Here is a 21,193-nt window from a genome sequence, read left to right as displayed (position 1 = left end):
TCTGGCTGACCAGACATTCTCGACGGGGTGGGAGTCAGAGACGCCCGTCAGGGGATGGTCATTGGGATTTCAGCTGTGTCACCAGTGCTTCGGCGACGGCGCGGGCGCTTCCCGGGTTCTGGCCGGTGATCAGCCGCCCGTCTTCGACGACGTACGTGTCGAAGGGTTTGTCGGCGCGGCTGTAGTTCGCGCCGAGCTTCGTCAGCTCCTCCTGCAAGCTGAAGGGAACGGCATCGGCGCGATGCGCCGCTTCCTCTTCCGGCCAGGAGAACCCGGTGACATTCTTGTTCTTGACCAAGGGTTCGCCCGTGCTCAGGGGGACGTTGAGCAGTCCAGCCGGACCATGGCACACGGCGGAGACGAAGCGATCGGTCTCGAAGAACCGTGCCGTCAGCGCACCGAGCTCGTCGCCGCGGAAATCGAACATCACGCCGTGCCCACCGGTGAAGTAGATGGCGTCGTAATCCTCGACGTTCACCTCGGCGACCTTCCGGGTGTTGCCCAGGAGGTCCATGAACTCGCGATCGTGGTAACGCTTGTCGGTGCCGAGTTCGCCAAGCACATCGTGCGCCAGGCTTTCGGGATCGATCGGCACATAGCCACCGGAGGGACTGGCGATGTCCACCGCGTATCCGTTGTCGGTGACGTAGTCATAAAAGTGTGTCAGCTCGCCGAGCCAGAGCCCGGTGCGATAGCCGACCTTCTCGTACTCGCCGACGTTGGTGACGATGATCAAAATCTTCTGCGTAGCCATGCTGTGCTCCCGTCTCCGGTCAGATGTCTTCAGGAGTGTGCCGCGCCAGGACGCCCGGGGAGAGTGGATTCGGCATCCGCGATCCGCGCCTCCGCTCAGCACGACGATCACCAGCCCACCATCACCACCGCGCGGACTCCACACAAGCCCTGGTATTCACGCGTTGGCATCGCAAACGGGATGGCGGTCGATACGGGGTCGCCCGTTCCGATCCCAGAGCCGGCCACGTGCGATGCCACTCCGCGACGTGCGCGATTTCTCGATTCACCCGTACTATAGTACGGGTAGGCGTACAATAGTGCGGGTAATGTGACCACCCAGGGAACGGAATCATGGATCTGACCCGGCCGCTGCAGACGGTGACACCCACGCTCGACGGTGAGGTGCTCGCCGCGCTGGCGACCGCATCCGAGGCGACGTTCACGACCGGCCAGTTGCACCGCGTGCTGCACCGCCACTCGGAGGAGGGGATACGGAAGGTGTTGCAACGCTTGAGTAAGCAGGGCACGGTGCTCTCGTCGAGAGTGGGCAACGCGTTCGTGTACCAGCTCAATCGTGAGCACCTGGCCTTTCCCCATGTCATGGGCCTCGCCGATTTGTCCGGGGAGTTCCTGCGCAGGCTGGAGGCGCGGTTGGCCGGCTGGGAGATTCCCCCGAGGTATGCCGCCGTGTTCGGGTCCGCGGCCCGCGGAACGATGACGATCGACAGTGACATCGACATCTTTCTGGTCCGGCCGGACGAGGGCGCAGGCGAGGTGTGGGACGAGCAGGTGGCGGAGCTGATGACCGCGGTGACCAGATGGACCGGCAACGACGCGCGGGATCTGCAGTTCACCGAAAGTGAGATCGCCGGCCGCGGCGCGGACGAACCGGTCCTGTCGGATGTGGCGAAGGAGGGGCTGACGGTGGCCGGTTCCCGCGCCGGTTTCACCCGTCTGCTGCGGCAGGGGAACCGATAGTGGGGCGGACACGGCCGTGTGACCAGGCGGTCCGTCGGGGGCGGCTGAGAAAAGCCGAACAGTTCTTTCATCTGGCCGAGATCGGTCGCGACTTCGCCGACGACCCGGACGGTGTCGATGATGCGGTCGTAACATTGTGGGTGCACGCGGGCATCGCGGCATCGGATGTCATCTGTTGCGCGCGACTGGGTAAGCATGCGCAGGGCGAGGACCCCAAGGATGCCGTCACGCTGCTCGGGTCCGTCGACCCGGCCACGGCGAGACACCTCAGCGTGCTGCTCGGCCTCAAGACACGGTCCGGTTACACCGATACCCCGACCAGCCGTACCGACTCGAAGCGCGCCGAACGAGCCGCCGAAGCCCTGATCGAGGCGGCCCGTCGCGCGCACGCTCAGGCCGGACACTAAAAACGTCAGACCCGGCACCGGCGAAGATCGGAACCAGCTGCGCTCCGACGCCGAACATCTCGGCATCGGCGGACCTTCCGGCCGGCGGCGGCGGTGCTTCTGGCCGACGCTCCCGCCGAAGCGGAACGCCAGCCCGGGCGGAGGCGGGGATGCGTACTCGACCACTGCCCGAGGATGGGGAGTAGTACCCGGGACTGTGTGGTATCCAGGCCGAGAAGGACGCGGTGACCGAAAGTTCTGCACGCCGGCCGCGACCGAGCCGGTCGGTGCCTGCCGGGCGTTCGCACCGGCAGGCCACTTTTAGTCTCGCGCCGCGGGCGGGGCCTGGTCGAGCATCCGGTAGACCGGGTTGGCTCTGGCGGCCTCCCGGGTGTCCTGACCGGCGGCTGCGGTGTAGCGGCTGGTGGTCTGGATCGAGGCGTGCCCGAGGAGCTGGCGCAACTCGTAGACCGACACCCCACGGTCGGCGAGTGTGGTCGCGAACGTGTGCCGAAGTTGGTGCACCAACGCCCCGCGAACCTTTTGGTCGTCGATGCCGGCCCGAGTGTAGGCGCGTTTGATGCGGTACTGCACCAGGGACCGGGTGATCCGCTCCCCGTCCGGGCCGACGAAGAGGGGATCGGTGGCCCGGAAGCGGGCCCAGGGATCGGAGTCGGCGCGCGCACGCACCCGGCCGGTGTGCGGGAACCGCAGAGCGCGGGAGGCGAGGTAGTGACCGAGCACCTCGACCAGGCCGACTTCGATCGTGACGGTGCGGTCCTTGCCGCCCTTGCCGTGCAACCGCACCGCCTTGGCGCCGGCGTCGTCCTCCACCGCCCGCAGGTCACGCAGGTCCAGGCCCACGAGCTCCGAGAGCCGGCAGCCGGTCAGCAAAGCGGTCAGGACGATCGCGAGGTCGCGTTCCGGCCAGGCCCGCGTATGCGTGTCCTGCGGGTCGCCGACCGCGGCGATCAGGCGGGCGACGGCATCGGGATCGAACGCCGAGGGTTGACGTTTCGGCATCGCCGGCCGCAACACCGTCGGCATCGGGTTGGCCTCGAGGAGATCCTCGGTACACCAGAAACTGCACAAGGTGTTCCACGTCGACCAGCACCGGCGCACCGTGGCCGGCGCCCGGGTTGCGGCGAACCGGCCGAACGCGCGGCGCAGATGCGTCTTGTCGAGCACGGCCACGGTCAAGTGTGCGACCGGCGTCCCGGTGTCGGCCGCGAGCGCCTCGGCGATCCCGGTGAAGTCGTGCCGGTAGGCCTCGGCGGTGTGGGCGGACAGGGTGCCGCCCCGGCGCCACGTCATGAACGATTCGAAGGAGACGTCGAGGGCAGTCGGCACCAGTCGAGCTCCTCTCGGTGGCGGGGGGAAGCGCTCCGCACGCCCCTCATTTTGCTATATATTACTGGTTATCTAGCAAAATTCGGTACGGGGGTTCATGAGCACCATGGTTACTCTTCGAAATCAGTATTATTTACTTGAGGAGTCTTACCGATACTTCCGTGAGAGCGCAGCGCTTGCCTTCGACGGAGAGGGTCGCCTTTCCTCTGGTATATGGCGGGACCAGCGAGAAGGTCGCACAACACAATTGCTATGTGCACGTTCAACGTCTGCAATCGAGGATAGGCGGTACCACCAGGTTGACGTTGAGACAACAGTGACGGGCCAACCTGCCGATCCTTCCGACGCCTCCGAACCCAACTGCAGATATCGTCAACCGCTTCCGGACTAATCTGAATGGGGCATGTCAGAGGTGGTGCAGGCCTATGGCGGACGACCCGTGGGCCACGCAGCGCGAGCCGGACGTCGTGGTCGAGTTGGCCGCGGCCGGGCTCGACGAGGCCGTGGAGATCGGACGTGGGGGTTTCGGGGTCGTTTATCGCTGCCTACAGAGCGATCTCGACCGCACAGTGGCCGTCAAAGTCCTGACGTCGAATCTCGATCCCGAGAACCTGGCCCGCTTCGTGCGGGAACAACGGGCGATGGGCCGCATGTCCGGGCACCCGAACATCGTGGACCTCTATCAGGTGGGCGTCACAGGTAGGGGCCGCCCCTTCCTGGTGATGCCGTATCACTCGCACGGATCCCTGGAGACACGGATCCGCCGGGGCGGCCCACTGGAGTGGGCGCAGGTTTTGCGGCTCGGCGTCAAGGTCGCGGGAGCTCTCGAGACCGCTCACCGCGGCGGCACCCTGCACCGTGATGTCAAACCGGCGAACATCCTGCTCACCGACTACGACGAGCCTCAACTTACCGACTTCGGCATCGCGCGGATCCCGGGCGGATTCGAGACCACGGCGGGGTCGATCACGGGCTCGCCAGCCTTCACCGCACCCGAGGTCCTGGAGGGCAGGCCCCCGACCGCCGCCTCCGACGTCTACAGCCTCGGATCGACGCTGTTCTGCGCACTCACCGGCCACGCCGCGTTCGAACGGCACAGCGGCGAGCAGGTGGTTGCCCAGTTCCTGCGTATCTCGTCGGCGCCGATCCCCGACCTTCGTGGCTCGGGTATCCCGGACGACGTCTGCGCAGCGGTCGAACGTGCAATGACCCGCGAGGTGGAGGTCCGTCCCGCCGACGCCGCCGCATTCGGCGACCAGTTGCGCGAGATCGAGAGCCGGCACGGTCTCGTCGTTGACGACATGCAGATGCCCGCGCCACGGGCCGCCGAGCCCCCGGAACGGGATGTGGACGCCACTCAGGCGGACGCCGCATCGCCGCATCGCCGGGCCTACTCGGTGCGCCCTTCGCCGACCCCGCCGGTACCGATGACGAAGTTCCGTCCGCCTACGGCGGAAGCTGCACAGGGTGTTCCACGTCGACCAGCACCGGCGCACGGTCGCCGGCGCCCGGGTCTCGGCGAACCGGCCGAACGCGTGGCGCAGATGCGTCTTGTCGAGCACGGCCACGGTCAACTCTTCGACCGGGTTCCCGGTGTCGGCCGCGAGCGCCACGGCGATCCCGGTGAAGTCGTGCCGGTAGGCCTCGGCGGTGTGCGCGGACAGGGTGCCGCCCCGACGCCAGGTCATGAACGATTCGAAGGCGACGGCGAGGGGAGTCGTCACGAGTCGAGCTCCTCTCGGTGGCGGTGGGACGCGCTCCGCACGCCCCTCATTTTGCTACATATTGACGATTATCTAGCAAAATTTCGGTTCGGGGGTTTATGAGCACCTGGCGGGGGCCCAGCGAAGGGTGTCGGCCTGAGTGGGTGTGAGCATCCCTCGGCACGCGTGTAAACACCGATTGAACAAGTCCGCGACACCCGCCCGGCCCGGCTTATTCTCGCGAGTATCGACAATTGGGCGGATGGACCTTGCGTTTCCAGCAGTCGGAGTTCGGAGGGTGCATCCTCTGTTCCTTCGACCCGGCCGCGGTACCTGGGGTGCCGGTAAGGATCGTGCCACCAGGTACAAACCGAGCGAGGTTGGTGCCACACCAGCTCCCTGGATGCATCTCCATCAACGATCGAGTGCCGGTCATCGATCCTCAACCGGACGGCGGAATCTCACTCAACGCGAGTCGGGTGTTCATGTTGAGTTTGACCTCGCCGTAGGGCAGCACGTGCGACCAGAAGAGCGGGGTCAGGCCCCGCTCGTCCTCGGCGGTGAGTACGCCGACCCAGTCCGGGTCGGCCAGGACGTCCTGAATCATCAGGACGTTGACATAGACCATGGCGGCCTGGCAGATCCGCAGGCAGAGCACGCTCATCTCCTGCTCGTCGCGACGGTTGGAGGCCAGCTCGGCGTTCTTGCCGTAGAAGATGATCGAGTTGGCACGATTCCAGACTCGATCACGTTCAGGCCGTCGTTGACCTCGCGTTGCAACCCGCGCGAGCGCAGGTAGCGGGCCAGGAACACCATCTTCTGAGCCCGGCACAATCGAGGAATGAGTCGGCTGATCGCGCCGGCCGGCCCTCCGCCGGAGAAGTGCAGCGAGAGTCAGCCATTTGTGCGCCATCAGTCATGGCCCACTCTCGCGCCCATCGATAGTGTCCCAGATCACAAGACAAACAAGGGCCGACAAACCAACACCCAGTTGCACCCAGACGAATACCTCGAAATCCCCCGCCACAACGAGAGGCACCCCCATGACCAGCTCCGTCCTCAACGGCTCCTCAACCGCCACCGACGACCAGTTCGACCGACTCCTGGCCGCCGCGCAAGAGATGAAGCCGCGCCTGATGCAACGCGCCGCCCAAACCGAGAACGAACGCCGAGTCCCCGACGAGACCATCGCCGAGATGATCGAGGCCGGCTTCTTCAAGTACATGGTCCCCACGCGCTTCGGCGGATACGGCGGCGGCGCCATCGGCCAGATCGCCCTCGCCGCAGAACTCGCCCGCGGCTGCGCATCCACCGCCTGGGTCTACACCCTCGTCGGCGACATCACCGCCTTCGTCGGGGCCTACCTCTCCCCCGAAGGCGCCCAAGCCATCTACGACAGCGCACCCGACGCATTGGTCTGCGGCGTCACCGCACCCCACGGCACCGCGACCAAGGTCGACGGCGGCTACCGCGTCTCCGGATCCTGGGGCTTTGCCAGCGGCTCCCTGCACTCTTCCTGGTTTATGGGCGGCGCCACCATCGTCGACGAACTGGGCAACCCGATCGACTTCGGCCAGATTTTCATGCCGATGGAGAACCTGACCATCAAAGACACCTGGCATGTCGTCGGCATGCGCGGAACTGGCTCCAACACCGTTGTCGCAGAAGACGTCTTCGTCCCCGCACAGTTCGTGGTCAGCGTGCCCGAACGCCTCGCCCGCGAAGCCGAGTTCCACCCCGGCGACGAGCCCGTCGACCGCATCCCGTTCGCACCCTTCTTCAGCATCGGACTCATGGGACCGCCCCTGGGCGCAGCCCGCGAACTCCACGCCATGATCGCCAACGACATCCACAAGCGCGGCCCCTCCTACTTCGACTTCGCCACCCAAGCCGACTCCGCAGTCCTCGTCGCCGCACTCGGCGAATCCGCCATGATGATCGACACCGCCGCCCTACACGTCCGCCGAGGCGCCGGTGAACTCGACGAAACCACCACCGAACACCCCCTCGACCGCGTCACACGCGCCCGCTGCCGAGCCGACGCCGCCCACGCCGCCGAAAACCTCCGTAAAGCCGCCGACATCCTCATGTCCATCGCCGGCGGCGGCGCCTTCGCATCCGCAAGCCGCCTCCAGCAGTACTGGCGCGACATTAACGTCGGCACCCGCCACGCCTTCCTCAACACCCGACCCCTCTACGAGGTCTACGCACGCGAACTCTGCGAACTCCAGCCCAACACCACCCAATTCGTCTAAACCACACGCCCACAACCACGCCGAACCACGACACCTGAACAACAGGGTCGCGTCGCGGCTCCTCGCCCGAGCGGACAACCCGGCGGCGACAAGAAGCGATCGGTTGAACGTCGTCCGCCCGCTGCTCGGCCCGCTACACCGGGCCGGACGGCGGGCGGCGTCGATGTGCGCTACCGGGCCGTCGTCGGCCACAATGGGCCCTGTGGACCCCGCCGATTGTCGGCGATCCGCTGACTGGCTTACGAAGGAATAACGCGGACAGGCGATCTCATCGCCGGGCCGATTTGACGGGCGGCAGCTCGCAGATGTCGTGTCGCTGCCGTTCGAGCGGTCAGTCGTTCTCCGACCCGACTGGGGTCGGTTGCCCGCGTGCGGCGGCACGGTACTGCGCCGGACTCGCACCGAACTGGTTGCGAAATGTGCGGCTGAAATGTGCAACGTCGCGAAACCCTACCTGGTGGCTGATCTCGGTGACGGTCAGCGGAGTCCGCAGGAGTAGTTTGCGCGCACGCCCCAGACGCTGCTGATACAGCCAGCGCAGTGGCGTCGTATTAGCTGCGCTGAACAGCTTGTGGACGTGTCGTACCGACATCTGAGCCTCGGCTGCGGTCTGCGTAATCGAAAGGTCGGGATCGTGCAGGTGCTGCTGCATGATTCGCTGAACGGTCTGCAGGTCCTCGGCATGCACCCGGGCGATACCTCGCAGCGGCGTGGTGGACTCGCTGACCGCAGTGACAAGGAGGTCCATCACCGCCGAAGAGATGGAGGCCGAGGCCGACTCCGACAACGATTCATCAATGTAGGCGATGTCGGACAGCAACCGGGTCGCGAGTCTGCCGATCGCGGTTTGGGACGAGATCGATTGGCCAACAAAATCATTCATCACGAGAATCGGCATGTGAGAATCGAGCAGCGCACGCGGTGTACGAACCACGATCTGCTCGAACTCGGTAGGGGCGTCGACGACCCACGGAGTCGTCGTATCGAACAGGACGAACGACCCGGGCCCGAGTTGCGAGCGGTGCTCGTTGTGATACACCGTCGTCGCACCCCGGGTGATGAGGGCGAGCATGTAGTCATCGGTGGGATCTGCTGCCACCATCGTCGGCGTGCGGGACACCTTGTGGGGATCAGCGCGCAGCGTGCTGACGGACAGATCGCCGATGGTCCGCGAGGAGAGATCGGCAGCGAACCCCTCTTTGGCACGAGGCCAGTCGACGCCCAGTTCGCAGTAGTTTGAGGCGAGGGCGTTGACGTACTCCAACCGGCTCTCGCTCGCCGTGTACTCGTCTGTGCTCACATGCTCGGCAATCGTCGAGCGTTCAGAGCCGGAGTCACCATCACGTGCGTCATCTGTCATGCCCTTACTCCACCCTTACCCCTTCAGTGACCCAGATTACAGGTCCGTCAACTGACGGACACCAACCCACGAATGTGAACCGCGTGGAAAGTGGCACGCTGGTCGGCGTATTCCTGCCCCCGCACATGTTCCGTGGAGGACGCACGGGACGCACGCGCCCCGTTCCGCGACCCCGAGCGGGGTCGTTCAGGGATTCGCACACTGCCACCGCCGGTCATCGCACGCATGCACAGAAAATATCCGGCGGCGTTCGGGCAGACGGATGGTTGTCTCACATCGATGCACGTCGCGCCGGTGTGCAGCGAGAGTCAGCCATTCGTGCGCCATCGGTCATGGCCCACTCACACCCCCGCCGATAGTGTTCCAGATCACAAGACAAACAAGGGGCGACAAACCAACCCAGTGGCAAAGAGACCTCCTCCAACGCTCTGGCGCGACCTACACCCTGTCAGCGAGCACACCCACTTTCACACCGCCTCCGCCATGCAAGTTCTCGGCCGACACCTCCTCGACCTCGAACCCGACCCACCCTCATCTGACCATCGCGATATGCGTCGAGACCGACGCAGGAAAGAGCCACAGCCATGTCACTCGAACAGTCGACTCCCGGAACGGTGACTCTCAAGAGCACGTTCGGGCACTACCCTTCCGGCGTAGCTGCGCTGTGTGCGGAGGTCGACGGGACTCCTCAAGTGTTGATCTCGTCGTCGTTCACCGTCGGGGTGTCATTCGAGCCGCCCCTGGTGCTGCTCGCCGTGCAACGATCCTCCCAGACATGGCCATTGCTGAGGTCGGCGCCGCGACTCGGCGTCTCCGTCCTCAGCAGCGACCAGGATGTCCTGTGCCGCCAGCTGTCGTCGAGGAATCGTGCCGGTCGGTTCGAGGGTGTGGAACTAGTGCGCATCAAATCCGGTGCCGTCCTGTTCGAAGGCGCAGCTGCCTGGATGCAGTGCTCGGTCTTCGACGAGCACGATGCCGGCGATCACGAGGTGATCATCCTGCGAGTCCACGATCACGACGCCGACCGCGCTTCAGAGCCGCTGGTGTTCCACGGGTCGGCATTCCGGAGGCTCGGATGAGCCCCCTGCTACCCGAGGCCGACACCTCGAGTAGGCACAGCCGGATCAGCGTCGACTCGTCCGTGCGACGGACCCTGGCTGCAGGTGGAAGTGTCGTGGTGGTCTTCGGCGGCCAGTCGTCCCTCTTCTACGCTGCGTTGTTGGCGAGCACCGCAACCACGGCATTCGCCATCCGGCACGGATCGGGCCTTCTTCGCACGGTACTGCCGTACTCTCGCGCCGAAGAGCTCATGATCCCGTCCATGGACGCATCGTTCTCGGCGAAGGAACGGATGTGCGTGGCCGTCGATGCCGCGGCGGGGATCACCACCGGGATCTCGGCCGTGGACAGGTCGCTCACCGCTCGCATTCTCGCCGACAGCACGTCTGTGGCAGCCGATCTCGTACGGCCCGGCCACATGATGGTCACCGCGGTCGACGGGACGTCTGAGTTCACGACGGTAAGCGGCATCGCCATGCAGACGGCATCACTGTCCGGCCTCGGCGCCGCAGCCGTCGTCACCGAGCTGGTCGGGCTCCGCAACCCCACCGGCATGATGGAAGCCGACGAGGCCCAGCAGTTCGCAGCGACACACGCACTACCGGTTCTGCGCCTACCGTTCGGATGACGTCCGTCGACATGCTCGCACTCTGGTACGACGACGGACGCCCACTCGTCTTCTACACCGGCAGCTTCCGAGCCCTCGAACTCCAACGCACAGAAGGGCGACCTCGGCTTCTGACACCCACAGTCGGAGTCGGGCCGATGCAACCCGAGTCAATTTTAACAACCATCCAGCACCTGCAGAAAAGAGAGAACCCCATGAGCATCCAATCAGCTGAGCGTGTGGATGTCGTGTCGTTGACCGACGCGGTTCGTCCGCACCTCGATGACGTGCGCGCCCGTGCCCGCGCTACCGAGAACGCCCGGCAACAAACCCCCGAAACCATCGAGTTGATCAAAGAACTCGGCCTGGTTCGCGCCCTGGTCCCCAAGGTTTACGGCGGACTCGAGCACGACGTCTATGACTGGCTGCAAGCGTTGCGGCTGCTGTCGACCGCCGACATGAGCGCCGGCTGGGTCGCTGGCCTGGCCAGCGCTCACAGCTTCGTCATCACCAAGTTCGACAAACGCGTCCAGGATGAGATCTGGGGCGAACTGGGCCCTGATGCCATCGTGTCCTCAGCAACCGCACTGTTCGACGACGGCATCGCACAACCCACCGACGGCGGCTACACCCTCAGCGGCCGCTGGCGCTTTGCCAGCGGTATCACCGCCGCAGACTGGGTGATGGCCCTGATCAAGGTCCCCGTCGCCGACTCCGGCGAACACGCACCCTACTGGGCCCTGATCCCCAAATCAGACTTCACCATCGACGACACCTGGCGCGTATCGGGCATGCGCGGCAGCGGCAGCCACGACTTCACCGTCGACAACATCTTCATCCCCGACTACCGACTCGGCGGCCCCGGCCTGGCCGTCGAGCCCACCGACGGCCCCCTCTACGACAACCCCCTCTACACCCTGCCGTTCCTGGTCATCTTCCCCATCATCTTCGCCCCCGTCGCCGTCGGCGGCGCCGAAGCCGCCGTCGAACTGTTCCGCACCCAACTCGCCACCCGCAAAGCAGCACTCTCCGGTGTCCCCCTCAAAAACTCGGCCCTGTCCCAGGTCCGCCTCGCCGAAGCCGCCATGCGCACCCGCGCCATGGTCGCCCTGATCGAAAAACGCTGGCAAGACGTCGCCGACCACGTCCGCGACAACCGCACCATCGACCCCGACCTCGCCATGTGGTGGCGCGTAGACGACGCCTACGTCGGCCACGAAGCCGTCCGCATCGCCGAACACATCATAGAAGGCGCCGGCGCCAGCATTTACTACGAAAAGGATGTTCTCCAACGATTCTGGCGCGACCTCCACTCCGTCGGCGGACACACCCACTTCAACACCGACTCCGCCATGCAAATCCTCGGCCGACACCTCCTCGACCTCGAACCCGATCCCACCCTCATCTGATCACCCACCCGACTCTGACCGAGCGAGAAGAAAGGTCACCCCACATGTCGCCCCTACCACCAACCAACCAACCATGCCCCTAAGAACCACATTCGGCCACTACCCATCCGGACTGGTCCATCGCGCATGACCATTACCAGGCCGGGCCCAGCGAACGGATCCGGGCGAGGCCATGCGCGTTGCCTGAGGGGCGAACACGCACCGAGGGCATCAACCAGTCACGACCCGGGCGAACTACACCCGCCCCCACACGTAAAAGAGCCCACCTTTCCATCAACCCGAGGAGAAGTCATGACCACACCCGTCGAAGAACACACCACCACCCGCCTGGACCGCATCGTCCCCTGGGCGCTCGCCGCCGTCGCAGTACTCTTCCTCATCGTCAGCCTCCTCGGCCCCACCTGGGTGTACAGCCCCGCCAATCCGGCAATCCCACTACCGGAGATGCACTCGAACTTCAGCGACCTGCAGACCGCGACCGCGGAAAGCACGTCAGGTGTGCAGCGCGAGTACTTCGCCTGGCTGGGTTGGGCTTTGGTGGTGCTCACCGCGATCTCTGCTGTCGCCGCGACCCTCATCCGGACCCGCGTCACCACCCTAATTGAACTCGCCGTCGCCGTGTTCACCCTTGTCATCACCGTGTTCGCGGTCAAGGGACCCCTGTCGTGGAGCGCGTTCTTCAGCAATGTGCCCAACATCCGCGTGGGCGGCTACCTGATGATCATCGGTCTACTGCTGGTGATCACCCACGCTGCACTTGCGCTTCGTCCCCGTGCCGCACGATGACACCCGCGGTCAACACCACCCCGCAACGACGTGAACGCCGCACACCGATACGCGGCATCAAGGGTGGACACCCCATTTGTCTCGATGCGCTCGATCTGACCCATGAAGATCGCGGGATACTCGAGGCAGCCCAGCGGTGGGCCCCGTACGGAGGTACTCCCGCCGACGAGATCTGGGTCAACTTCGGAATGAGCGTTCCCCAGTTCTCCAGAGAAGTCGAGCGCATCCTCGGGCTCCGGGCCCTACGAGCATTCGCGCCCGCGATCCGAGAACAGCTCTCGATGGTGGTAAATCCGGCCACCACCAAACCTGCGCGGTCCAGCCGCTCATCTCGTCGACGGTAGCCGCAGCGGGACCTCTTCGCAGACCCCCCAAGTCGCCCATGGTGCGGTGGGTCAGCCGACGCGAGGATCCGTGAGCCGGTATACCGGCTCACGGATCCCTGTCCGCCCGAGCTCGAACACTGTGTCGTCGACAGCTCGAAGGAAGGAAGGTCTGGGACCGCTTCGTGGACTTCGAAGCTGTAAGGCTTCGGCGGCGAAAGCAGGTCGAGCCTTGCCCCTCCGCGCGAAGGTGGACAGGAGAACATCCGTTTCGAGCCGCGCCAGCGGTGCTCCCACACACGGGTGGATTCCACGTCCCAGTGCGACGTGCCCGCCGGCGTCGCGGGTGATGTCGTACGCGCTCGCGTTCTCACCCCAGCGTTCGGGGTCCTGGTTCGCCGCGCCGAGAACGAACATGATCTTCTGGCCCTCCGACACCGGGATGCCTGCGATATCGGTGTCCAGCATCGGGGTACGGAAGATATGACGCACGGTGGACGTGCCACAGCGACTCGTCGAAGGCGACCTTGCCCAGATTCGGCTGTTCGCGCAGCAGCGCCCACTGGCCCTGGTTCGTGATCAAGAGGTAGAGGGTGTTGGCGAGCTGTGGTGTCGATGCCGGCGCCGACGAGGGACCGAACGAGGTTCGGGGCTTGGTCCTCGGTGAGTTCGCCACGATCGCGTGACTGACGCCGAGGTGCCGGCCACGTCGTCGCCGGTCGCCGCGCTCGCCGAGGCCGCCACGGGGGACGTGATGGCGGTGCACGCGTTTGCCGGCCGACCCACGAGCGTGTGGCGGGCCCCTGCAGGGCCGGCCGAACGCCGTCGACCTCGCGGCGATCCGGTCGGTCATACTTCGCGAGCGTCTGCTCCGCCTCGTTCGTAGACAAGCGGCACGGCGCTGCCCCCTTCGGCGCGACACGTTGATTTTCTGCCATTTTGAGGTAGCCGCCCGCCGGACGAGGAGCGAAGTCCAACAAATGCCCAGTTCAAGCCATGGCATGCCTTGTCTTGGTGGCAGAACCTTTGCACGTGCCTCGGACGGGATGGCGCTGCCTCGGATCATTTGGAAGAGGACACCTGGATGTCTTGGTCAGGTCGGTTGTTTCTCCAGGTCGGCGAGATACTCGTCCAGGACGGTGGACGCGGTAGCGTCGGCGTGTCTGTGTAGGTGCGTGCGGAGACTTCGTGCCAACCGGCTCACCGCGAATCCGGTATCGAGAACCGGCCGTACAAGCCCGAGACGAGCGCACTGCTCGACGAGCGGAATCAGTTCCGTCAGCGCGGCGTCGTCTCGTCCTGCGGCGGCCAAGACTTCCACCTCGAGCAGGGCGGCGTTGAGGAAGGCTCGCGGACGGACCCGTCGATCGATCGACTTGACCAGCGCGTGCGCCCTGTCGTAGACCATCGCGAAGTCCTGCGCTTCGTTCTGTGCCGCCAGTGCCTCACGAATCACCGAGTCCTCCACCATTTCCGTGGTGATGACCGCGATTCCGTTGTCCCGGTCGAGTTGCTGCCGGTTCTCACCGGCGCCGTCGCCGAGGCCGTCGATCTTCTTCCCGCCAGCGAGGAGCGTCGCGCCCGTGGCGTCCATGACCGGGAAATTGGAGGGCGCGTGTCCGGTCCCGGTCCGGATTCGTTCGTTGGCGATCCGCGCTGCCAACCGGGGCAGCCGCAGTTGGTGCGCCAGCCGGGCACCCTCGTCCAGGCGCGCCGTCGCCGCGTCGTGCTGCCCGAGTACGCGTTTCAGTCGTGCTCCCGTTCCGTAGGTGGCGAGCATGAAGTCGACGGTGCCGCCCTCGGCGCCCAAGGTGTGACTGCGGTCGAGGAGATGGTCGGCCTCGGTGAGGTGTCCCTGGTCGTAGAGCAGGTCACCGAGCAGGGCGGCGGTCAGCCGGGTGCCGTAGCCGACACCCTCTTCCGCTTCGGCCGCCACCTCCATGGCGTGCCGGAAACTCGCCTCCGCGGCCGGCAGATCGAGCTGTTCTCGTGCGGCGATCCCGGCCATGCAGTATCCATACATGACACTGAAGGGGCCGGTGGAGCGCCGGTGGAAGGGCAGCGCCCACTTCTGCCAGCGCCGAGCGTCGTCGAAGTCGAAGCGGTAGATGGCGCGGAACGACGCGGCATCTGCCGCTCCGGACAAGACCCAGGGGCGCAGTGTGCTCGCCCGCGCCAGGCATCCCTCGACGGCCTCGTCGATTCCGTCGATCTCGTCGTCGAAGACGGTGATCGTGGCGTGGATGAAGGCGGCCTCGACGCGCATATCCGCTGCCGCGCTGTCCTCGCCCCCGCCGGCCAGTGCTGCCTCCGCGACGGACAGACATTGCTCGGCGTCACGGGGATGATGCAGCAATGCGTGCGCCCACGCGAGTGCGATCTGCAGCCGGGGGCGATCGGTGGTGCTTTGCGCCGGCAGTTTCGCGGCGAGACCGAGCAGCGTTCCCATCTGCGACTGCTCGAGCAGCTCCACCGCAGCACTCTCGACGAGTGCGGCGGCGTCGTGCCCGTCACCTGCGCGGAGATAGTGGTCGACCGCCTGGCTGCGAAGACCCCGGCCCGCGAACCACCCCCCTGCTTTCCGATGGAGCTCGACCACGCGATCGGGGTCCTCGCGCGCGAGGCGGCGCTGGAGGAACTCGGCGAACAGGTGGTGATAACGGAACCACTCCCCCTCCTCGTCGAGGCGACGCAGGAACAGATCACGTGCCTCGACGTCCTCGAGTGCCGCTTGCCCTTCCTGGCCGCCGGTCAGTGCGCGCGCCAGGCTGCCACACGTCTTCTCCGTGATCGAGGTGGTGAGCACGAAGTCGAGTGTGCGTCGATCGAGACTACCGAGGACGTTCTCGGCGAGGTACTCGCCGATGGCCCGGTTTCCTCCGGACAGATGATCGATCAGCTCGCGGGGGTGCGGGTGATCGCGCAGTGCCAACGAGACCAGTTGCAGTGCCGCCGCCCACCCGTCCGTCGACTGTTCGAGTTCGACGATATCGGGTTCGCCCAGCACGAGTCCGGAGCGGTCGACCAGCAGCTGTGTCGACTCCCGAACATCGAACCGCAGTGCTGCGGAGTCTATTTCGATGAGTTCGTTGTGCACACTCATCCGACTGAGGGGAAGGCCGAGCCGGGTGCGGCTGGTGACGATCAGGTGCAGGTGGTGACAACCGTGTTCGAGCAGGAACGCCAGCGCGGCCCGCGTGTCGTCGTTGCTCACCCGGTGCCAGTCGTCGATCACGAGGGCGACATGTTGGTCGGTGGAGTGGAGCTTGTCGATCAACGAGGTGAGCACATACCGCTCGCGGCCGACGCCGTGGACCTCGAGTTCGCGCACCAATTCCCGGCCAAGACCCGGTTGTGCGACGGCAATGGACTCGATCAGATGGGTAAGGAACCAGATGAGGGTGTTGTCGTCGTTGTCGATCGTCAACCAGGCCGTCGCCACCCCCTCCCCCCGCAGTACCTCCAGGCGTTGGGCAGCCAGGGTGCTCTTACCGAACCCGGCGGGCGCGTGAATGAGCACCAGGCGAGGACGACCGCTGCGGCGCAGGCGGTCGAGCAGGTGCGTGCGTGCCACCGCCGCACCCGGCGTGACCGGCGGACGGAACTTGGTCGACGCGCTCGGCGGCGGCGCCGACTCCCGCCGGGGACCGCTGCCGGTTCGGTATCGAAGGTAATCCGACCCACCGACCTGCATCTCGCCGGTGGGCCGGAAGGGACGGTCCTCGTCACCGACGATCGGAAGCGGAATATTCGCCAGAGCGAGACCGATCTGTTCCCCCGCCCGCCTCAGTGCCCCGCCCAGCTCCGCAGCGGTGGTGGGCCGGTCCGCGGGGTCCCGGGCCATCGCCGACTCGATCACCGTGCAGACCGCGTCGGGGACACCCTGATCCCGAAGATCGGGCAGCGGGTCCGAGCCGATACGCAGCAGCTGCGCGAAGACCTGTTCCCCCCGGCGCCGGGCATACGCCGGGCGGCCCGCCAGCGCGGTGAACAGTGTGGCACCGAGCCCGTAGACGTCGCTGGCGGTCGACGCGTCCGACCCGCTGAGCAGTTCCGGGGCGGTGTAGGCGGGAGATCCGGCCACCAGACCCCGGGTGGTCTCCTCACCACCGGTGATCCGGGCGATACCGAAGTCGGTCAACTGCGGTTCGCCGTACTCGGTCAGCAGAATGTTGGCCGGTTTGATGTCGCGATGCAGCACTCCCCCGCGGTGCGCGGTTTCGAGGGCACCGGCGAGCTTGACACCGATCGCCAGCGCCTCGGCGGTCGTCAACGCTCCGTGGTGGATGATCCAGGAGTCGAGGGAGTCGCGGCGGTGAAACGGCATCACGATGTAGGGGCGTCCGGTGTAGGTGATCCCGGCTTGCAGGACGTGGACGATGTTCGGGTGCCCGGACAATCTGCCCATGGCCTGCTGCTCGCGCAGAAAGCGCGCGCGATCCATGTGGTCCGGATCCGGGCTCAGAACTTTCACGGCGACCAACCGGTCGAGGGCGGGTTGCCGGCATCGGTAGACGATGCCGAAGCCGCCGCGGCCGGCGATGCACGCGTCGTCGAACCCCTCGGCTGCTAATTCCGCGAGGATGTCGGCGTCGACTTGGCGTTGGGTGTGCTCGGTGGCGTCGTCCGGCATGGCTGGCCCCTCAGCGCGTCGTGGCCGCTTCGTCGATGCGCGCAGTTCGGGCTGACCAACACCTGCCCATGGGGTCTCCTTGCATGCGACTACCCCATTCTAGATACCGCCGCCCTCGCTTGCGCCCAAAGCGTCTGACGATAGCGCGGTGGCAGCGCGCTGACTGCCTACTCGGTCCGATCGATCCGAGTTCGACGAGACGGGCACGGTTGGGGTCGGCGTTGCCGAGTTTGACGCCCTCGTATCCGCGAACCATGTCCGGCAGACGCGATGGAGCCGCACCCGTCGGTGTGAAGTGGCGATCAGTCTCGCGGTTCGGTACGGATGTCGTCGAGGATGCGAAGCAGGTCAGCGAGAATTTTGTCGGCTTGGTCTTCGATGCCGTCGAGGATGTTGGTGGCATCCGTGAGTTGACCGTGGGCGGCGTGGCGGGCTTGGATGCCGCGGTCGTAGTAGTCCGTATCGAGCTCGACGGTGCCCTCAACTTGACGGGCGGGTTGTTGGCTGGCGGTACGTCGGAGTGCGATGGCCCGGTTGCCGTCCTGGCTCAGGCCGCCGTGATGCCACGGTGGCGGAGGTGGGAGCTGTCGGGAAAGACTGCACCGGCAGGTGCGCGCCGCTACCGGGATGGTGGTGCGGGTTCGAATCAAGCTGTGACTGCGGCGACCTGTCGAAGATCGAAGCCTTCATAGTCCGCTTGTGCGACGGCGACGATACGACTCCAATAGTTCCCAACACCTCCGACGTAGGGCATGAATACGACGGGCTTTCCCCACCGTAGAACCAGGTGGCACGTGAATCGCGGTACAGCGTCGAGGCCGCGGCGTCGTTGACGTGCGCGACCCACCGTTCCTCGGCCACCTCCGTGGCCTCCAGCGTCGCATTACCGCGAGAATCCAGGTAGACGATTGCATCGGCTATCCACTCGACGTGTTGTTCGATAGAGGTCACCATATTGCTGAAGACGGACGGGCTTCCGGGGCCAGCGACGATGAACATGTTCGGGAAGTGATGCGCCGCTATCGTCCCGCGTCAGAAATTCGTGAGATATATTTGGCGTGGGAGTCGAGGATCTCCTCGGCGGTCTTGTGCCAGACGAACGGCTTCGGGTCATCGTTCCAGGTCTTGATCCAGTCGCGAACGTCTTTCTCCAGTGCTGGAACGCTTTTGTGTACACCACGGAGGGGCAGCTGATCGGTCAGGAATGCGAACCAGCGCTCGACCTGATTGATCCAGGAGGACCCGGTCGGGGTGAAGTGGACGTGAAAACGTGGATGCTTGGCCAACCAGTCGCCCACTGCCGGCGTCTTGTGGGTGGCCAGGTTGTCACAGACGAGATGCACGTCCAACTCGTCGGGGACGGCCTTGTCGATCGCGGTGAGGAACTTCTTGAACTCCACGGCCCGGTGGCGTCGAATAAGCTCGGAGATCACCGTGCCGTCGGCGATGTTGAACGCCGCGAACAGGCTGGTGACGCCGCTGCGGGCGTAGTCATGACTGCGCCGTTCCGGCATGCCGGGCATCATCGGCAGCACCGTTCTTGTCCGAGTCACGGCGCAATTAGCGTTGAACCGCTGAGCTTGTGGAGCTGGTCGAAGGTGAGGGCCTTCGTCGCGGCCAGGGAACTGCCTACCGAGACCACGGTGCGTCCCTTCCTCGTCGCTCTGGCCTACCTGCGCCGACCTATACCCCGGACAGGCCAAAACCGATGCCCGAGACGCGTTCATCATTGCCTTTTGCCGCCCGCACCATGCCGCACACCCTGCGCCGCGTCTATACCGGCGACGAGGCCCTCACCGAACCCCGTGGTCCTCGTCGGGTTCGACGACGACCTCGCCGGTGAGGCCACCCGAGTCAGCAACCGGATCCGCGGACTCCTCACCTCCATCCATCCCGCCCTCGAGCGGGTCCTCGGACCCCGCATCGCCCCATCCGGCGGTCCTCGAGATCCTCTCCCGCTGCGGTGGACCGACCGGAATCGAACAAGGCAGGCAAGCGCAAACTCACCGCGATCGCGGTCAAACACGCACCCCGCATGGGCACCCGACTCGTCGGCGAGATCGTCGCCGCCCCGCGGGCGAGCAGACCGTGCTGGTCCTCGGCACCCAGGCCGCCGAGACCATCCTCCCCAAACTCGCCGACACCCTGAAAGGGACTCTCCAGCAACGGAAAGCGGTCGCCGAGGACGTCGAGAGGGCCCTCGATAACTGCCCTCCTCCCGGGCCGAAGACATCGATGCCCGGCATCGACTTCCTCAGCAGGAGCCCTGATCCTGATCGATGTCGGCGACGGCTCCGCCTTCCCCTCCGCCGCTCACCTGGCGGCCTACGCCGGTATCGCACCTTCTCACCCGCAAATCGGGCTCACCGATCCGTGGTGAGCACCCCGCCCACTCCGGCAACAAAAAGCTCAAACGAGCGCTGTTCCTGTCCGCGTTTTCCGCCCTCCACGACCCCACCGGTCGCGCCTACTACGACAAAAAGCGTGCCGAGAAGAAGAAGCTTGGGCGCGGCCCTGATCTCCCTCGCCCGACGCCGCTGCGACGTCCTCTACGCCATGCTGAAGTCAAGGAACTTTACCGGGAACCACTCCCCTCAGCAGCTTGACGAAGACTATAGGGACACCCCCGACGTTGTAGGCCAGTATGATTTACTAACCAATTGGTAAGTAAACGTGAACCCCGGCCGCTATGAGTGTCAAGCACGTTCGTCGAGCCTCGCAGCTCGCGCCCCGTACGACTTTCTTCGACGAGCACGACGCAGCGACTGACCCGGAGGAGAAGCGATGGCGTCCACAACGGGCCAGCGATCGTCTCGGAGCGGAAAGCCGTCCACCCGAGGGCGGCGGCAGGACTACATCGATGCGGCCGCACGAGTCTTTCATCGCCGGGGGTACGACAGTGCGACAGTGGGAGACATCGCCGAGGAACTCGACGTCACGAGAGCGGCCCTGTACTACTACTTCAATAGCAAGGAAGAACTTCTTTACGAGATAATCCGCGAAATGCACGAGATCAACCTGGGGAATCTCGCGATCGCAGAGGCGAATGCAGGCGATGCACGAACACGCCTGTGGAATTATTTCGCAGGCCACGCGAGAGTCAACTTGAAGTACTTCATCCAATCATCCGTGGCGTATCGCGACCTCGATCACCTCGGTCCCGATAACAGGCAAGACGTCGTCGCACTTCGAGACAAGACACAGGCCTTCGTGCGACGACTCCTCTCCGAGGCAGCGGACGAGGGCGTCGTGTGCACGCTGGCCGACCTGGATCTCGCGTCGATCGCGATGTTCACAACCGTCAATGCCGTGCACATCTGGTACCACCCGGACGGTCCGATGGACCACGACGAGGCCGCTCGGAGTATCGCTGATTTCGTCGTGGCCGGGGTGCTGTGCCGCGGCACAGGCGACGTGGCCTGCCCACGGCACAACCCACTGCCTGCCCGGAACGTCAGTCCAATCGCACGTGACTTTGCCCTCGCAGGTCGCGGCCGACCAGCCTGGCCCGGATCCTTCGCCCCAGGGGAGTCTTGACATCCCCGCACCCCTACAAGCACACTTACCAAGTGTTTAGTAACTGGGTGTCCCAGGCGCGCACCCGCGTCA

15 protein-coding genes and 3 pseudogenes are annotated in these 21,193 nt (G+C 65.3%); 10 read left to right on the top strand and 8 right to left on the bottom strand.

Annotation, left to right across the window (positions count from 1 at the left end):
* Window positions 1–58: 58 nt before the first annotated feature.
* Window positions 59–754 (bottom strand): type 1 glutamine amidotransferase domain-containing protein, encoded by a 696-nt coding sequence (locus ACFTWF_RS23335; protein ID WP_378463545.1) that lies wholly within the window; start codon window positions 752–754, stop codon window positions 59–61.
* Window positions 755–1,086: 332 nt separating this feature from the next.
* Here ACFTWF_RS23335 and ACFTWF_RS23330 point away from each other — a divergent pair, with 332 nt between their 5' ends.
* A complete protein-coding gene (locus ACFTWF_RS23330; protein WP_378463544.1) occupies window positions 1,087–1,713 on the top strand; it encodes a nucleotidyltransferase family protein in 627 nt (208 codons plus the stop codon).
* Window positions 1,713–2,120: a hypothetical protein gene (locus ACFTWF_RS23325; protein WP_378463543.1), complete on the top strand. Its 408-nt coding sequence runs from the start codon at window positions 1,713–1,715 to the stop codon at window positions 2,118–2,120. Before ACFTWF_RS23330 ends, ACFTWF_RS23325 begins: the two co-directional genes overlap by 1 nt.
* A gap of 300 nt (window positions 2,121–2,420) precedes the next feature.
* Here the strand turns inward: ACFTWF_RS23325 and ACFTWF_RS23320 are convergent, their stop codons facing one another.
* Window positions 2,421–3,449 carry a tyrosine-type recombinase/integrase gene (locus tag ACFTWF_RS23320; protein WP_378463542.1) on the bottom strand — a complete coding sequence of 343 codons (1,029 nt, stop codon included), beginning with the start codon at window positions 3,447–3,449 and terminating at the stop codon, window positions 2,421–2,423.
* Window positions 3,450–3,874: 425 nt separating this feature from the next.
* Here ACFTWF_RS23320 and ACFTWF_RS23315 point away from each other — a divergent pair.
* Window positions 3,875–4,894, top strand: a pseudogene (locus ACFTWF_RS23315) (serine/threonine-protein kinase); the annotation flags it as partial.
* Between the two features lie 700 nt (window positions 4,895–5,594).
* On the opposite strand, the gene ACFTWF_RS23310 reads toward ACFTWF_RS23315, so the two are convergent.
* Window positions 5,595–6,065 (bottom strand): Tn3 family transposase, encoded by a 471-nt coding sequence (locus ACFTWF_RS23310; RefSeq protein ID WP_378463541.1) that lies wholly within the window; start codon window positions 6,063–6,065, stop codon window positions 5,595–5,597.
* A gap of 130 nt (window positions 6,066–6,195) precedes the next feature.
* Between ACFTWF_RS23310 and ACFTWF_RS23305 the strand changes: the two genes are divergently transcribed.
* Entirely contained in the window at window positions 6,196–7,407 is a 1,212-nt protein-coding gene (locus ACFTWF_RS23305) for an acyl-CoA dehydrogenase family protein (RefSeq protein WP_378463540.1), read from the top strand.
* 331 nt (window positions 7,408–7,738) lie between these two features.
* Here the strand turns inward: ACFTWF_RS23305 and ACFTWF_RS23300 are convergent, their stop codons facing one another.
* Window positions 7,739–8,707 carry a helix-turn-helix domain-containing protein gene (locus ACFTWF_RS23300; RefSeq protein ID WP_378463539.1) on the bottom strand — a complete coding sequence of 323 codons (969 nt, stop codon included), beginning with the start codon at window positions 8,705–8,707 and terminating at the stop codon, window positions 7,739–7,741.
* Between the two features lie 644 nt (window positions 8,708–9,351).
* Between ACFTWF_RS23300 and ACFTWF_RS23295 the strand changes: the two genes are divergently transcribed.
* The 4 genes from ACFTWF_RS23295 to ACFTWF_RS23280 all read left to right on the top strand — a co-directional run bounded on the left by ACFTWF_RS23295 (window position 9,352) and on the right by ACFTWF_RS23280 (window position 12,628).
* The gene (locus ACFTWF_RS23295; RefSeq protein WP_378463538.1) at window positions 9,352–9,846 is read left to right on the top strand and encodes a flavin reductase family protein; all 495 of its coding nucleotides are present in this window, start codon (window positions 9,352–9,354) and stop codon (window positions 9,844–9,846) included.
* Window positions 9,843–10,454 carry a 3,4-dihydroxy-2-butanone-4-phosphate synthase gene (locus ACFTWF_RS23290; protein ID WP_378463537.1) on the top strand — a complete coding sequence of 204 codons (612 nt, stop codon included), beginning with the start codon at window positions 9,843–9,845 and terminating at the stop codon, window positions 10,452–10,454. The genes ACFTWF_RS23295 and ACFTWF_RS23290 overlap by 4 nt, the downstream gene beginning before the upstream one ends.
* Before the next feature lie 137 nt (window positions 10,455–10,591).
* Window positions 10,592–11,842 (top strand): acyl-CoA dehydrogenase family protein, encoded by a 1,251-nt coding sequence (locus tag ACFTWF_RS23285; RefSeq protein ID WP_378463536.1) that lies wholly within the window; start codon window positions 10,592–10,594, stop codon window positions 11,840–11,842.
* A 291-nt stretch (window positions 11,843–12,133) separates the two neighbouring features.
* Window positions 12,134–12,628 (top strand): hypothetical protein, encoded by a 495-nt coding sequence (locus ACFTWF_RS23280; protein WP_378463535.1) that lies wholly within the window; start codon window positions 12,134–12,136, stop codon window positions 12,626–12,628.
* A gap of 395 nt (window positions 12,629–13,023) precedes the next feature.
* Here the strand turns inward: ACFTWF_RS23280 and ACFTWF_RS23275 are convergent, their stop codons facing one another.
* From ACFTWF_RS23275 to ACFTWF_RS23260, 4 genes and pseudogenes are all read right to left on the bottom strand, one after another.
* Window positions 13,024–13,443, bottom strand: coding sequence for a cytochrome P450 (locus tag ACFTWF_RS23275; protein WP_378463534.1), 420 nt, complete (start codon window positions 13,441–13,443; stop codon window positions 13,024–13,026).
* Between the two features lie 601 nt (window positions 13,444–14,044).
* On the bottom strand, window positions 14,045–17,584 hold the full coding sequence (locus ACFTWF_RS23270; RefSeq protein ID WP_378463533.1) for a protein kinase: 3,540 nt from the start codon (window positions 17,582–17,584) through the stop codon (window positions 14,045–14,047).
* A gap of 302 nt (window positions 17,585–17,886) precedes the next feature.
* A complete protein-coding gene (locus ACFTWF_RS23265; protein ID WP_378463532.1) occupies window positions 17,887–18,234 on the bottom strand; it encodes a hypothetical protein in 348 nt (115 codons plus the stop codon).
* A gap of 369 nt (window positions 18,235–18,603) precedes the next feature.
* A pseudogene (locus ACFTWF_RS23260) lies at window positions 18,604–19,140 on the bottom strand (IS630 family transposase); the annotation flags it as partial.
* 121 nt (window positions 19,141–19,261) lie between these two features.
* Here ACFTWF_RS23260 and ACFTWF_RS23255 point away from each other — a divergent pair.
* Window positions 19,262–20,190 (top strand): annotated as a pseudogene (locus ACFTWF_RS23255) (IS110 family transposase); the annotation flags it as partial.
* Window positions 20,191–20,368: 178 nt separating this feature from the next.
* Window positions 20,369–21,121 carry a TetR/AcrR family transcriptional regulator gene (locus ACFTWF_RS23250; protein ID WP_378463531.1) on the top strand — a complete coding sequence of 251 codons (753 nt, stop codon included), beginning with the start codon at window positions 20,369–20,371 and terminating at the stop codon, window positions 21,119–21,121.
* The last annotated feature ends 72 nt before the right edge of the window (window positions 21,122–21,193 follow it).

The sequence above is a fragment of the Rhodococcus sp. NPDC056960 genome (assembly GCF_042674125.1).
In the GTDB taxonomy this organism is placed as follows: Bacteria; Actinomycetota; Actinomycetes; order Mycobacteriales; family Mycobacteriaceae; genus Rhodococcus_F.
The sequence above is the reverse complement of the archived record's forward strand: the minus strand, read 5'-3'. Positions and strand labels throughout refer to the sequence as shown.